This window comes from Streptomyces sp. NPDC002574 (assembly GCF_042889545.1).
In the GTDB taxonomy this organism is placed as follows: Bacteria; Actinomycetota; Actinomycetes; order Streptomycetales; family Streptomycetaceae; genus Actinacidiphila.
The window spans coordinates 278,288-292,828 of sequence record NZ_JBIARB010000009.1 but is presented as its reverse complement, the minus strand read 5'-3'; the positions used below and the strand labels follow the sequence as shown (position 1 = coordinate 292,828).

At 72.9% G+C, this 14,541-nt stretch carries 11 protein-coding genes; 7 read left to right on the top strand and 4 right to left on the bottom strand.

The features are described 5' to 3' along the window. Nucleotides 1-226 precede the first annotated feature (226 nt). The 4 genes from ACFYXS_RS23835 to ACFYXS_RS23820 form a co-directional block, all read right to left on the bottom strand. Nucleotides 227-2,713, bottom strand: a complete 2,487-nt coding sequence (locus ACFYXS_RS23835; protein WP_389251682.1) for a DUF3488 and DUF4129 domain-containing transglutaminase family protein — start codon at nucleotides 2,711-2,713, stop codon at nucleotides 227-229. Beyond that, on the bottom strand, nucleotides 2,713-4,056 hold the full coding sequence (locus ACFYXS_RS23830; RefSeq protein ID WP_389251362.1) for a DUF58 domain-containing protein: 1,344 nt from the start codon (nucleotides 4,054-4,056) through the stop codon (nucleotides 2,713-2,715). Before ACFYXS_RS23830 ends, ACFYXS_RS23835 begins: the two co-directional genes overlap by 1 nt. Nucleotides 4,057-4,089: 33 nt before the next feature. Further along, on the bottom strand, nucleotides 4,090-5,067 hold the full coding sequence (locus ACFYXS_RS23825; protein ID WP_389251360.1) for an AAA family ATPase: 978 nt from the start codon (nucleotides 5,065-5,067) through the stop codon (nucleotides 4,090-4,092). A gap of 109 nt (nucleotides 5,068-5,176) precedes the next feature. Next, on the bottom strand, nucleotides 5,177-5,719 hold the full coding sequence (locus tag ACFYXS_RS23820) for a beta-class carbonic anhydrase (protein ID WP_389251358.1): 543 nt from the start codon (nucleotides 5,717-5,719) through the stop codon (nucleotides 5,177-5,179). Nucleotides 5,720-5,963: 244 nt separating this feature from the next. Between ACFYXS_RS23820 and mraZ the strand changes: the two genes are divergently transcribed. The 7 genes from mraZ to mraY all read left to right on the top strand — a co-directional run bounded on the left by mraZ (nucleotide 5,964) and on the right by mraY (nucleotide 14,466). Continuing rightward, a complete protein-coding gene (gene mraZ / locus ACFYXS_RS23815; RefSeq protein ID WP_389251356.1) occupies nucleotides 5,964-6,395 on the top strand; it encodes a division/cell wall cluster transcriptional repressor MraZ in 432 nt (143 codons plus the stop codon). A gap of 214 nt (nucleotides 6,396-6,609) precedes the next feature. After that, nucleotides 6,610-7,578, top strand: coding sequence for a 16S rRNA (cytosine(1402)-N(4))-methyltransferase RsmH (gene rsmH, locus ACFYXS_RS23810; RefSeq protein WP_389251354.1), 969 nt, complete (start codon nucleotides 6,610-6,612; stop codon nucleotides 7,576-7,578). After that, nucleotides 7,575-8,045 carry a septum formation initiator family protein gene (locus ACFYXS_RS23805; RefSeq protein WP_389251352.1) on the top strand — a complete coding sequence of 157 codons (471 nt, stop codon included), beginning with the start codon at nucleotides 7,575-7,577 and terminating at the stop codon, nucleotides 8,043-8,045. The genes rsmH and ACFYXS_RS23805 overlap by 4 nt, the downstream gene beginning before the upstream one ends. A gap of 64 nt (nucleotides 8,046-8,109) precedes the next feature. Further along, entirely contained in the window at nucleotides 8,110-10,140 is a 2,031-nt protein-coding gene (locus ACFYXS_RS23800; protein ID WP_389251350.1) for a peptidoglycan D,D-transpeptidase FtsI family protein, read from the top strand. Nucleotides 10,141-10,235: 95 nt separating this feature from the next. Then, entirely contained in the window at nucleotides 10,236-11,981 is a 1,746-nt protein-coding gene (locus ACFYXS_RS23795; protein WP_389251348.1) for a UDP-N-acetylmuramoyl-L-alanyl-D-glutamate--2,6-diaminopimelate ligase, read from the top strand. After that, nucleotides 11,978-13,402, top strand: a complete 1,425-nt coding sequence (murF, locus tag ACFYXS_RS23790; RefSeq protein ID WP_389251346.1) for a UDP-N-acetylmuramoyl-tripeptide--D-alanyl-D-alanine ligase — start codon at nucleotides 11,978-11,980, stop codon at nucleotides 13,400-13,402. Before ACFYXS_RS23795 ends, murF begins: the two co-directional genes overlap by 4 nt. Then, a complete protein-coding gene (mraY, locus tag ACFYXS_RS23785; protein ID WP_389251344.1) occupies nucleotides 13,402-14,466 on the top strand; it encodes a phospho-N-acetylmuramoyl-pentapeptide-transferase in 1,065 nt (354 codons plus the stop codon). Before murF ends, mraY begins: the two co-directional genes overlap by 1 nt. Nucleotides 14,467-14,541: the final 75 nt, after the last annotated feature.

Sequence of the window (14,541 nt, the reverse complement as noted above, 5' to 3'; positions counted from 1 at the left end):
CACCGACCTCCACCGTCTTCGCCCATGGGGGCGGGATCCCGACCGGGACCCCGCCCCCATTCGCGTCCCCCGCGGGGCCTGCTGCCCGAGAGGCGGCAGCGTCCCCCTGGAGCCGCCCCCGCGCGTGTCGCGTGGTGCCCCCTCCCCGGTCGCGGCGTGGCCGGGCACGGTAAAGGGGCGGCCTCCCTGCCGGGGATGCCGCCCCTCCGCCGTCCGTGGGCCCCGCTCAGGGGGTGTCGCGCCGCAGCGGCCTGCGCAGCGCGTCACCGACGTCGCGGAGACGCTCGGAGGCGCGGACCCTCCGGTCGGACCAGGCCTCGCTCAGCCGCCACACGACCCTGACCGCCGAACGCGGCAGCATCAGCGCCCGCAACCGGGTGAGACGGTCGGCGGAGTGCCGCAGGCCGTCCATCACCAGGTGCACGTCGGCGGCGCTCCCCATGGCCGCGACCGGCCGCGGTGAGAACAGGGCCTGCTCCACGGCGCCGGCGAGCCGCCTGGCCGCCTCCTCCGCGGGGCCCTCCAGCCCGCCGACCCTGACCAGCCGGGCCACCACCGCGCGCGGTGTCTCCGAGTCGTCGGGTTGCAGTCCGTAGTCCCAGGCGGTATCGGTGAGCTCCTGCCAGGCCGCCAGCGTGCGCGCGCCCTCAGGGGCGCCCGGATCGGACGGGTCCCGTCCGGTCAGCCGCAGCCAGGCGGCGACGGCCGCCGGGTCGCTCCCGCCGGTCAGCCGGCGCACCCGCAGCCGGTGCCGCCACAGCAGCGGCGCGAAGGGCAGGAGGACCAGCAGCGCGAGCAGGATCCCGGACCCGAACCACACGTTGGCCAGCACGTCCCGCACGCTCTGCCAGAAGCCTCCGTCCGGCGGGGTGCTGTCGGCGGAGCCGGCCAGCGGGTCGCAGTCGCCGAGCTGGATGTCCTTGGCCTGGCAGCTCGGCGAGGCGGTCGGTCCGGTGCTCGGGGCGGTGGTCGCGTTCTGCTGGGGGGTGTCCGGGGTGGCGCCGGCCGGATCCGCGGCCGAGGTCTCCACGGTGTAGTCCGGGGTGGTGCCCCGGGTAGGAGTGGGCTCGAAGCGGGTCCACCCGACGCCCTCGAAGTACAGCTCGGGCCAGGCGTGCGCGTCCTTCAGCCCCACCGAGTACGTGCCGTCCGACTGCGGCGTGCCCGGGGTGAAGCCCACGGCCACCCGGGCCGGGATGCCGAGCGTGCGGGACATCGCCGCCATGGTGAAGGCGAAGTGGATGCAGAAGCCTTCCTTGTTCTGCAGGAAGCGCGTGATCGCCTGGACGCCCGTGCCCGACCGCACCGACGTGTCGTACGTGAAGGCGCCCGAGGTGAACCAGCGCTGCAGCGCCACGGCCCGCTCGTAGTCGTTGGTGGCGTTCTTGGTGATCTCCAGCGCGGTGCGGTTGACCTCGTCCGGCAGCGAGTCCGGGACCTTGGTGTACTCCTCGCGCAACGTGGCCGGTGCCGGCGGGGCGTCGGCCAACTGCTGGGCCGTCGGCTGCAGCCGCAGGCTGGTGACCTCGTAGCTGGCACCGGAGGTGTTCTGCCCGCGGTCGCCGATGATGGTGCGGCCCTCGGGCTCGTACCGCCAGCGGCCGTCGACGTGCACCTTCTGCGCCGGGTACGGCATCGGCAGCCACATCTGCACATAGCCGCGGTCGGCCACGACCGAGGTCTCGGTCAGCGAGGTCGCGATCTGCGGACCGAGCCCCTGGGGGACCGGCAGCACCTTGGGGACGTCGGTGAGGGCGCGCTGCGAGGGCTCCCACTTGTCGCCGGTGAACTGGTCGAGGGAGACGATCCGCAGGTACATGTCCGCGGTCGTCTGGGCGTTGGTGCGGTAGCGGAGCACCTCGCGGTCCTCGGGCTGGTTCAGGTTGTCCTGCAGGGCGACCACGGGGTTGACCGCGGCGATCGTCCCGCCTCCGCCCCCGCCGCCCTGGCCCGCGCCCGTGGCACCGAGCAGCCCGCCGCCGAGCCCGGGTGCCAGGCCCGCCATGAGCGCGACGCCCAGGGCGACCGCCCCGATGCGGTGCCCGGTGCGCACCGGTGCCACCGGGCCGCCCGCCGACAGCGCCGCGGGGCCGCTCCCGCTGCGCGGCGCGCGGCCCGCACCGCCGAATATCCGGCCCCAGCGGGAGAGTCGGTCCCGGCCCTCGGCGAGCAGGAGCAGCAGGTAGCCCACGCCGGCCAGCAGGAAGAGCCACCACTTGCTCGCGCCCCCGGACAGCCCGGCCGCGACCGAGTACAGCGCCAGCAGCGGCAGCCCCGCCGGGGCCGCGGTGCCGTAGGTGACCGCCAGCGCGTCGACGACCAGCCCGATGAGCACGACGCCGCCCACCAGCAGCAGGCGGATGCCCTCGGTGACCGGCGCCGGGATCGCGAACTGGCCCACGTCCTGCACGCCCGCCGTCAGCAGACGCCCGAACTCGGTGAAGGCAGGGGGCCCGGGGAACACCCCGAGCACGGCCTGGTCGTGGACGAAGAGCAGGGTCAGCGCCAGCAGCGACACGATCGCCTGCGCCCCGATCGTCAGCGGCCGGGCCAGCGGCACCCGCCGGGCCGCGGCGCCGACGCCGGTCTGCAGCAGCACCAGGACCATCGCCTGCAGGACCCATGAGCTCGGTGTCGCCAGCGGCGTCAGGGCGAAGGAGGTCAGGATCGTCGCCAGTGCCGCGAACGCCGCGATCCGTGCGCGTCCGCTCATCATCGGGATCCCGCCTCCTCCTGGGCGCGGCGCCGGTCGGCGCGCTGCCACAGCTCCGCCAGACCGTCACCGTGGGAGACCGTCAGCACCGTCCAGCCGGCCTCGCGCAGCATCCGTACGCCGCGCGCAGTGCCGTCGTGGTCGCTCTCCGGGCCCGCCGACGGGTCGGGCGGGCCCGCGCCGCGGTAGCCGTCGCCGGTGTCCGCCCCGCCCCAGGCCTCGCGGCTCATCAGGAAGGCGACGGCCCCGCCGGCGCGCTGGCGCATCCGGGCGGCCATCGCGGCCTGCTCCTCGTCCAGGTCGCCGAAGAACGCCACGATCAGCCCTTCGGTGCCGGCCCGCAGCACGTCGAGCGCCCGCGACAGCCCCGCGCCGTCGGAGTGGTCGATCACGGCCAGCGTGTCGAGCAGCACCCCGGCCGCGTCCGAGGTGTCCGAGCCGAAGCCCTCGTTGCCGGGCACGGTGCTGCCGTTGTCGGTCAGCAGCCGCACCGTGTAGCCCCGCTCCAGCATGTGCACCGCCACGGACGCGGCACCGGAGACCGCCCACTCGAAGGCGGAGTCGGGCCCGGCCCCGAAGTAGGCGAGCTCCCGGGTGTCCAGCAGGACCGTGCAGCGGGCCCGGTGCGGCTGCTCCTCGCGGCGCACCATCAGCTCGCCGTACTTGGCGGTGGAGCGCCAGTGCACGCGGCGCAGGTCGTCCCCGTAGCGGTAGCCGCGCGGGATCACGTCGTCCTCGCCGGCCAGCGCCAGGGCACGGGTGCGGCTCTCGCCGTAGCCGGAGGAGTCGCCCTTGAGCTTGACCGCGGGCAGCGACTCGACCCGGGGCACGACGGTGAGGGTGTCCTGCGCGCTGAAGGAACGGGTCAGTTCGCACATGCCGAAGGGGTCCGTCAGCCGCAGTTGCAGCGGCCCCAGCGGGTAGCGGCCGCGCAGGTCGGAGCGGACCCGGTAGGAGACCTCCCGGTGGCCGCCGGGCTCCACGCGGTCCAGCACGAACCGCGGCCGCGGCCCCAGCACGTACGGCACCCGGTCCTGGAGCATCAGCAGCCCGGTGGGCAGCCGTGACACGTTGTCCACCCGCAGGTGGACCCGGGCCTCCGACATCGCCGGCACCCGCGACGGCGTCAGCCGGCGGCTGCCCGCGACGCGGTACCGCGTCCGGTGGAGCACGGTCACGCACAGCAGCGGCAGTACGGCCAGCAGCAGACCGACGCGCAGCAGGTCGGTCTGGCCGAGCACGAACGCGCAGACCGCGGCGGCCACGCCCGCCGCGAGGAAGGAGCGGCCTCGGGTCGTGAGGCCGCCCAGGGCGGCGCGGAGGCCGCCTTCACGCTCGGTCACGTGATGCCTCCTGCGCCCCGCCCCGTCTCGGATTCATCGGCTGCCGTACGGGTCGGGAACCGGGGTGCGCTGCAGGATCTCGGCGACCACCTGTTCCGGCGTGCGCCGGTTCAACTGTGCCTGCGCCGTGGGCAGCAGACGGTGCGCCAGAACGGTGGAGGCCAGCGACTGGACGTCGTCCGGGAGGACGAAGTCCCGGCCGTCCAGGGCCGCCGCCGCGCGGGCGGCGCGCACCAGGTGCAGCGTCGCGCGGGGGGAGGCGCCCAGGCGCAGGTCGGGGTGGTCGCGGGTGGCGGTGACCAGGGAGACGGCGTAGTGCCGCACCGCGGCCGACACGTGCACGGTGCGCACCGCGTCGACCAGCTTGACGATCTCGTGGGCGTGGGCCACCGGCTGGAGGTCGTCCAGCGGGCTGGCGCCGGAGTGCACGTCCAGCATCTCCAGTTCCGCCTCCATGCTCGGGTAGCCGATGGAGACCCGGGCCATGAAGCGGTCGCGCTGTGCCTCGGGCAGCGGGTAGGTCCCCTCCATCTCCACCGGGTTCTGGGTGGCGATGACCATGAAGGGGCTCGGCAGCGGGTAGGTGCTGCCGTCGATGGTGACCTGCCGCTCCTCCATCGACTCCAGCAGCGCCGACTGCGTCTTGGGCGACGCGCGGTTGATCTCGTCGCCCACGACGATCTGGGCGAAGATCGCGCCCGGCTTGAACTCGAAGTCGCGGCGCTGCTGGTCGAAGACGCTGACGCCGGTGATGTCGGACGGCAGCAGGTCCGGCGTGAACTGGATGCGCCGGACCGAGCAGTCGATCGACCGGGCCAGCGCCTTGGAGAGCATTGTCTTGCCGACGCCGGGGACATCCTCGATCAGGAGGTGTCCCTCGGCGAGCAGCACTGTCAGGGCAGTCCGTACGACCTCGGGCTTGCCCTCGATCACGTTCTCCACCGACCGTCGTACGCGGTCCGCCGTGGCGGTCAGATCGCTGAGGCTTGCTCGCGACTCATAGGTCGTCACCCGGTTCTCCTCGGCCCGTTCCTAGGGTCGCGGCCATTCCTGGACCGGCCCTCCCCGTGTTCATGGAGCATTCTCCCCTTCAACTATGCTCCGCGTCACTCGGCTTCCGTTACTCGTTCGTGATTTCCCGCAGCAGGCCGGTGTGCACGTCGAAGACAAATCCCCGCACATCGTCCGTATGGGCCAGGAACGGCGAGGTCCGCACGCGCCGTATCGACTGCCGGACGTCCTGGTCGACATCGCGGAACGCCTCCACCGCCCAGGTCGGCCGCTGGCCGACCTCCTCCTCCAGTTCGGTGCGGAAGTCCTCGGTCAGCGACTCCAGGCCGCAGCCGGTGTGGTGGATCAGCACCACCGAGCGGGTGCCGAGGGCGCGCTGGCTGATGGTGAGCGAGCGGATGGTGTCGTCGGTGACCACGCCGCCCGCGTTGCGGATCGTGTGGCAGTCGCCGAGCTCGAGGCCGAGCGCGGCGTGCAGGTCGATCCGGGCGTCCATGCAGGCGACCACGGCGACCTGGAGGACCGGCCGGGCGTCCATGCCGGGGTCGTCGAACCGCGCCGCGTAACCGCGGTTCGCCTCGACCAGGCGATCGGTGACGGAGGAGGTGCCGGTGCCGGCGCGGTCCGCCGGCTGCTGCGCGTTTGTCGACATGGGACGACCGTAGACGGCGTGGGGCCGACACACCCGCTGCCGGGACCGGCAAAACTCGGTCAAACACCCGCAGTGTGAGGTAACCCACAGGGGCCGTCGCCGATCGCCCATGCGAGTGATTCCGGTGCGGCCGCACCCTCGTACGCCCGTGCCGGGGCGGGCTTCTCGTTGACCGTGGGGCCCGGTGGAGTAAAGTGGCGCGAAGTGGGTCGCCAGCCAGTGGCCGGTCAAGCGGGAGGTGCGGATGTTCCTCGGGACGTACGCGCCGCGGCTGGACGACAAGAGCCGGCTGGTCCTGCCTGCGAAGTTCCGCGAGCAGCTCGCCGACGGCCTGGTCATCACCAAGGGGCAGGAACGCTGCCTCTACGTCTGGCCCGTGGCGGGCTTCCGCGCCTTCACCGAGGAGCTTGGCAGGGCGCCGGTCACCTCGAAGGCGGCTCGGGACTACATGCGCGTGCTGTTCGCCGGCGCCCACGACGAGGTGCCCGACAAACAGGGCCGTGTCACCCTTCCGCAGCCGCTCCGCGACTACGCCGGCCTGCGCCGGGACTGCGCCGTCATCGGCGCCAACACCCGGGTCGAGGTGTGGGACGCGACCGCCTGGGAGGAGTACCTGACCGCCCAGGAGGACGCCTTCTCGGCGTTGTCGCAGGAGGTGCCGCCCGGCCTACTGTGACCCCGCCCGTTCCGCCCCGCCCCGCCGTACACCGAACCTTCCGAGGAGCCGCGCACACCCGCTGATCTAGCCTGATGGCTCACGTACGAGTACGTGACACTCGGCCTCCTCCCGCTCTCCGGTCCGCCGGCACTCCTTCCCCGGTGCCAGGGGTCCGTCCACGAGCGGGCGGGGACCCAGTGGTACGTCCCCGGAAGTACTTGAGAAGGGCCCCATGAGCACCACCCCCTCCGAGCCACGCCACGTCCCGGTCATGCTGGACCGCTGCCTGGACATGCTGGCCCCCGCCCTCGGCGCCCCGGGCGCCGTGGTCGTGGACGCCACCCTCGGCCTCGGCGGGCACAGCGAGGCGCTGCTGCGGCGTTTCCCGGAGGCCCGGCTCGTCGCCGTGGACCGCGATCCCGCCGCGCTGCGGCTGGCGGGGGAGCGGCTCGCCCCGTACGGCGACCGGGCCACGCTCGTGCACGCCGTCTACGACGAGCTGCCCGAGGTGCTCGACCGGCTGGGCGTCCCGCGCGTACAGGGCGTCCTGTTCGACCTCGGCGTCTCCTCCATGCAGCTCGACGAGGCCGACCGGGGCTTCGCCTACGCCCAGGACGCGCCGCTGGACATGCGGATGGACCAGAGCAGGGGCATCAGCGCCGCCGAGGTGCTCAACACCTACCCGCCGGGCGAACTGGTCCGCGTCCTGCGCGAGTACGGCGAGGAGAAGTTCGCCCGCAAGATCGTCGAGGCGGTCGTCAGGCAACGGACCCAGGAGCCCTTCTCGCACAGCGCGCGGCTGGTCGAGCTGATCCGTGAGGCGCTTCCCCAGGCCGCCAAGCGCACCGGGGGCAACCCGGCCAAGCGCACCTTCCAGGCGCTGCGCATCGAGGTCAACGGCGAGCTGACGGTGCTCGAGCGGGCGATCCCGGCCGCCGTCGCCGCGCTGGCGGTGGGCGGCCGGATCGCCGTGCTGTCCTACCACTCGCTGGAGGACCGCCTGGTCAAGGGCGTCTTCGCGGCCGGCGCGGCCACCACCGCGCCGCAGGGGCTGCCGGTCGTCCCCGAGGAGTACCAGCCCCGGCTCAAGCTGCTCACGCGCGGCGCCGAACTCCCCACGGAGGACGAGATCGCCGCCAACCGCCGCGCGGCCCCCGCCCGGTTGCGCGGCGCACAACGGATCAGGGAGGCCCGGGCATGAGACGGCGCACCGCGGCACGCTCGCCCTTCGTCCTGCTGATCGTGCTCCTGCTCGGCGGCGGCCTGATCACCCTGCTGCTGCTCAACTCCGCGGTGAACCGGGACTCCTTCAAGCTCAGCGAGCTGCAGAAGGAGACCACCCAGTACACCGACGACGAGCAGGAGCTGCAGCAGGAGGTCGACCAGTACTCCGCCCCCGACGCGCTCGACCGGCGCGCCCGCGACCTCGGCATGGTGCCCGGCGGCAACCCGGCCTTCCTCGCCCCCGACGGCTCCGTGCTCGGCGACCCGGGCAACGCGACCGATGCCCCGGTGCCCCCGCTGTCCCCGAGCACCGCCCCGGCCACGGTGGCCCCCAGCGGCTCCGCCGCCGCCTCCCTCGGCCCGGTGCCCTCCGTCGGCCCGTCCGGGAGCCCGACCGTCAGTTCGTCCGCCAGTCCGTCCGTCACCCCCCAGGAGACGCCGTGACCCCCGCCCCCGTACCGGGACGCCGGCGCACCCCGCCGTCCCGCGCCGGTGAAGGTACCGCCGCGTGGTGAGCCACGACGGCGAACCGCCGCGCAGGCGGCCCGCGCCCGGCGCCGGCCGCGAGGCGGCGGGGCGCCGCCAGCCCCCGCGCGGCGGCGGGCGCAGGCCCGTTCCGCCCCGTGAGGCGCACGCCCGCGGCAACCCCCCGCCGCGGCAGCGGGCGCGTCGTCCCGCGTCGCGGGGACCGGTCTCGCCCTCCGGGGCGGCGCTGCTGCGGCTGGGCAGGCCGCGCCCCCGGCTGCGGCTGGTGAGCCTGGCGCTCTCCCTGGTGATGCTGACCTTCGTGATCCGGCTCTTCCAGGTGCAGGCCGTCGACGCGGCGACGTTCACCGCCAAGGCCGAGATCAACCGGAACTTCAAGGCCACTCTGCCGGCCGAGCGGGGCACGGTCACCGACCGCAACGGCATCGACCTGGCCACCACGGTCGACGCGTACGACATCACCGCCGACCCGCTGCTGTTCACCCCCGAGTACGCCAAGGTCAAGGACGCCCCGCAGCGCGCGGCCGAACTGCTGGCCCCGATCGTCGACGGCGACGCGCAGACCATCGCCAAGCAGCTGGCGAACTACCCCAAGTCGCGCAACGAGATCATCGCCCGCCAGCAGTCGCCACAGGTCTGGAACCAGATCAGGGACCTGCAGAACGCGCTGGCCGACAAGGCCGCCAAGGGCGACGACGGCAACTACCTGGCCGGTGTCTTCCGGCTGCGGCACAGCAAGCGGGTCTATCCCGCGGGGGACCTCGCCGCCGGCGTCATCGGCTGGGTCAATGCCTCCGACGTGGGCGGCGGCGGGCTGGAGAACAGCCTCAACAAGCTCCTGGCGGGCAAGGACGGCACGATCACCTACGCCCAGTCCGGAGGCCGCCGGGTGCCCACGGCCAGTGTGCGCGAACAGGCCGCGGAGCCCGGCACGGACGTGGAGCTGACCCTCGACCGGGACATCCAGTGGGCGGCGCAGCGGGCCATCACCGACCAGGTCGCGCAGTCCGACGCGGACCGCGGCTACGTCGTCGTCCAGGACACCCGCACCGGGCAGATCCTGGCCATGGCCAACTCGCCCGGCTTCGACGCCAACGACCTGTCCCGGGCGGACGCCTCGGCGCTGCACAACTTCGCGATCGAGGACGCCTACGAGCCCGGCAGCGTCAGCAAGCTGATGTCCATGGCCGCCGTCCTCGACGAGGGCGTGGCCACCCCGCAGACCCATGTGACGGTGCCGGGCACGCTGCCCCGCGCCGACCGGGTCTTCCACGACGACGTGGACCACGGCACCTGGTACCTGACGCTGAACGGCGTGCTCGCCAAGTCGAGCAACATCGGCACGATCCTCGCCGCGGAACAGCTCGGCAAGAACCAGAAACAGGCCAATCGCGTCCTCTACTCCTACTTGCACAGGTTCGGCATCGGGCGGCTCACCGGTCTCGACTTCCCCGGCGAGACGCCGGGCATCCTGGCGAAGCCGGACGACTGGAACGCCTCCCAGCAGTACACGATCCCGTTTGGGCAGGGCCTGTCGCTGAACGCCGTGCAGGCCACCTCGGTCTACTCGACGATCGCCAACGGCGGCGTCCGGGTGGAACCCAGCCTGGTGCGCGGGACGACCGGCCCCGACGGGCAGTTCGTGCCCGCCGCCGCGCCGAAGAAGACCCGGGTGGTCAGCACGAAGACCGCGCGGACGCTCGCGACGATGCTGGAGTCGGTCGTCGGCAGCGAGCAGGGCACCGGGGTCAAGGCCCGGATCGCCGGGTACCGCGTGGCGGGCAAGACCGGCACGGCCAACCGGGTGGACCCGGACACCGGCACCTACAGTGGCTACACCGCCTCCTTCATGGGCTTCGCTCCGGCGGACAAGCCACGGCTGACCGTCTCCTGCGTGATCCAGAACCCCACGCGCGGCAGCTACTTCGGCGGCCAGATCTGCGGCCCGGTCTTCAAACAGGTCATGGAGTTCGCCCTGAAGTCCCTGCGGGTGGCGCCGAGCGGCACGCGGACGCCGAGCCTGCCGGTCGAGTGGGACCCGTCGACATCGTGAAAGGGCGTCACGGGCAAGAAGGACAGGAAAGGCGCGAAGGGCGCGAACCGCCCGAAATTCGCGCACGACGTGAAGGCGGGAAGGGGACGGCGGACATGACGCAGGACGGCCCCGCCGCGGCGGGCACGCACGGTCGCGCCGCGGACGCGGAACGTACCGGGCACCCCGGCGGGCGAAGGGCCGCGCGGGAAGAGGGGCGGAGGCCTTTTGGCCCCGGGCCCGGCCCGGCGGGTACTCTCACCGCCGTGTCACTCGCTGATCAGTCCCCCACACCCGAACAGCCCCAGCCCGGCGCGCCCCGCCCGTCCCGGGTCCGCCCCAAGTCGCCCGCGGATCTGGCCGCGAGGCTGGGCGCACAGCCGCCCGCACAGGACGCCGCCCCGGTCACCGGGATCACCCACGACTCGCGTGCCGTCCGCCCCGGCGACCTCTACGCGGCCCTGCCGGGGGCCCGTTTCCACGGCGCCGACTTCGCCGCCCAGGCGGCCGATCTGGGCGCCGTCGCGATCCTCACCGACCCGGCGGGCGCCGAGCGCGCCGCCGCGACCGGGCTGCCGGTCCTGACCGTCGAGGACCCCCGGTCCTCGATGGGCGAACTGGCCGCCGAGATCTACGACCGGCCGGGCGAGGACCTGCTGCAGATCGGCATCACCGGCACCTCAGGCAAGACCACGACCGCGTACCTCGTCGAGGGCGGTCTGCGCGCGGTGCACGGCACGCACACCGGCCTCATCGGCACCGTCGAGTCGCGGATCGGCGACGAGCGCATCAAGAGCGAGCGCACCACCCCCGAGGCCACCGACCTGCAGGCGCTGTTCGCGGTGATGCGCGAACGGGCCGTCGGCGCGGTCGTCATGGAGGTCTCCAGCCACGCCCTGGTGCTGGGCCGGGTGGACGGCGCGGTGTTCGACGTCGCCGTCTTCAACAACCTCAGCCCCGAGCACATGGAGTTCCACTCGGGGATGGAGGACTACTTCCAGGCCAAGGCGCAGTTGTTCACCCCGCGCCGCAGCCGGCTCGGCGTGGTCAACATCGACGACGAGTACGGCCGCCGGCTGGTCCGCGAGGCGGGCGTGCCGGTGACGACCTTCTCCGCCGAGGGCCACCCGGACGCCGACTGGCGGGCCGAGCACGTCGAGATCGGCGCGTCGCGCTCCACGTTCACCGCCGTGGGCCCCGGGGGACGGCGCGTCAGTGCCGTCTCGCCGCTGCCCGGCCCCTTCAACGTCGCCAACGCGCTCGCGGCGATCACCGCCCTGGCGGTGGCCGGGATCGACCCGCAGACGGCCGCCGACGGCGTGGCCGCCGTGCCGGGCGTACCGGGCCGGCTGGAGCGGGTCGACGCGGGTCAGCCGTACCTGGCGGTCGTGGACTACGCGCACAAGACCGACGCCGTCGAGTCGGTGCTGCGGGCGCTGCGCAAGGTCACCAAGGGCAGCCTGCACATCGTGCTCGGCTGCGGCGGCGACCGCGACCAGACCAAGCGGGGCCCGATGGGCGCCGCCGCCGCGCGGCTCGCCGACACCGTGGTGCTCACCTCCGACAACCCCCGCTCCGAGGACCCGCTCGCGATCCTCACCGCGATGCTCTCCGGTGCCGCCGGGGTGCCGGCGCACGAGCGGGGCCACGTCGTCGTCGAGCCGGAACGGGCGGCCGCCATCGCGACGGCCGTCGCGATGGCCCGGCCCGGCGACACCGTACTGGTGGCCGGCAAGGGCCATGAGCAGGGTCAGGACATCGCCGGAGTGGTACGCCCCTTCGACGACCGAGAAGTACTCCGCGCTGCCATCGGGCACGCCGCGGGCACGCCAGCGCAGGAGAAGGACCAGGACCAGCTGTGATCCCACTCACCCTCGCCGAGGTCGCCCAGGCGGTCGGCGGGAGCACGTACGACATACCGGACCCCGGCCTTCGGGTCACCGGGTCCGTGGAGATCGACTCCCGTCAGGTGCAGCCGGGCGGGCTGTTCGTCGCCTTCCAGGGCGAGCGCGTGGACGGTCACGACTACGCGGAGCGGGCCGTCGCGGCCGGCGCGGTCGCCGTACTGGCCGCCCGGCCGGTCGGTGTGCCCGCGATCGTCGTGGACGACGTCCAGCTCGCCCTCGGACGGCTGGCCAAGCACGTCATCGAACGGCTCGGCGCGACCCTCGTGGCGCTGACCGGATCGGCGGGCAAGACCAGCACCAAGGACCTCATCGCCCAGGTGCTCCAGCGGCTCGCCCCGACCGTCTGGACGCCCGGCTCCCTCAACAACGAGATCGGGCTGCCCCTCACCGCGCTGCGGGCCGACGAGTCCACCCGGCACCTGGTGCTGGAAATGGGCGCCCGCGGCATCGGCCACATCCGCTATCTCACCGAGCTGACCCCGCCGCGCATCGGCCTGGTCCTCAACGTCGGGACCGCCCACATCGGCGAGTTCGGCGGCCGCGAGCAGATCGCCCAGGCCAAGGGCGAGCTGGTCGAGGGGCTGCCGGAGGCCGCCGAGGGCGGCATCGCCGTGCTGAACGCCGACGACCCCCTGGTGCGCGCCATGGAATCGCGCACCAAGGCGCGCGTCGTGCTGTTCGGGGAGTCCCCGGATGCCGACGTGCGTGCCGAGAACGTCCGTCTCAACGACCGAGGTCAGGCGGTCTTCACGCTCACAACACCTACCGGGTGCAGCGAAGTGACCTTGCGCCTGTACGGTGAGCACCACGTGTCGAACGCGCTCGCCGCGGCCGCCGTAGCCCGTGAACTCGGCATGCCCACAGACGAGATCGCCGTCGCGCTCTCCGAAGCCGGGACGCTGTCGCGCTGGCGTATGGAGGTCGTCGAACGGCCGGACGGCGTGACGGTCGTCAACGACGCCTACAACGCGAACCCCGAGTCCATGCGGGCCGCCCTGCGCGCGCTCGCGGCGATGGGGCGTGCCGCCGAGGCGCGCGGGGGCCGCACGTGGGCGGTGCTGGGCGAGATGGCCGAGCTCGGCGGGGAGTCCCTCGCCGAACACGACGCGGTCGGACGGCTCGCCGTCCGACTCAACGTCAGCAAGCTGGTGGCGGTCGGCGGCCAGGCGGCCGCCTGGGTGCAAATGGGCGCCTACAACGAGGGTTCGTGGGGTGAGGAGTCGGTGCACGTGTCCGACGCTGAGGCGGCGATCGACCTGTTGCGCAGTGAGCTGCGTCCGGGGGACGTCGTGCTGGTGAAGGCATCGAGAGCGGTCGGACTGGAACGGGTGGCGCTCGCGCTGCTCGACGGCGTCGAGGGTGGGGGCGCTCAGTAATGAACCAGGTTCTGGTCTCGGGCGTCCTCGGACTCTTCCTCTCCCTGATCGGCACTCCGATGCTGATCAAGCTGCTGGCCCGCAAGGGCTACGGACAGTTCATCCGCGACGACGGCCCCAAGGAACACCACAGCAAGCGCGGTACGCCCACCATGGGTGGCATCGCCTTCATCCTGGCCACGCTCGTCGCGTACGCGCTCACCAAGGTGATCACCTCCGAGCGGCCGACGATCTCCGGCCTGCTGGTGCTCTTCCTCTTCGCGGGCCTCGGCGTCGTCGGCTTCCTCGACGACTACATCAAGATCGTCAAGCAGCGCAGCCTCGGTCTGCGCGCCAAGGCGAAGATGGCCGGCCAGCTGATCGTCGGCATCACCTTCGCGGTGCTGTCGCTGCAGTTCGCCGACTCCCGCGGGGTCACCCCCGCCTCCACCCGGCTGTCCTTCACCCAGGACTTCGGCTGGTCGCTCGGCCCGGTGATCTTCGTGATCTGGGCGCTGTTCATGATCCTGGCGATGTCGAACGGCGTGAACCTCACCGACGGCCTCGACGGTCTCGCCACCGGCGCCTCGGTGATGGTCTTCGCCTCGTACACCGTCATCGGCGTCTGGCAGTACGGCCAGTCCTGCTCCAACGTCGTCACCGCGGGACCGGGCTGTTACGACGTGCCGCATCCGCTGGACCTCGCGGTGGTCGCGGCCGCGCTCATGGGCGCCTGCTTCGGCTTCCTGTGGTGGAACACCTCGCCCGCCAAGATCTTCATGGGCGACACGGGATCGCTCGCACTCGGCGGCGCGCTGGCCGGTCTGGCCATCTGCTCGCGCACCGAGATGCTGCTCGCCATCCTCGGCGGCCTGTTCGTCCTCATCACCCTCTCGGTGGTCATCCAGGTCGGCTCCTTCCGCCTGACCGGCAAGCGCGTCTTCCGCATGGCCCCGTTGCAGCACCACTTCGAACTCAAGGGCTGGGGCGAGGTCCTGGTCGTCGTCCGCTTCTGGATCATCCAGGGCATGTGCATGGCCGTCGGTCTCGGCCTCTTCTACGCGGGCTGGGTGGCCGCGCAGTGACGCCGCCCTCCGGGCAGGGATCCGGCGCCGCGCGCGGCGGTCCGCGCACGCTTCCCGCGCACGCCGTCGAGGCGG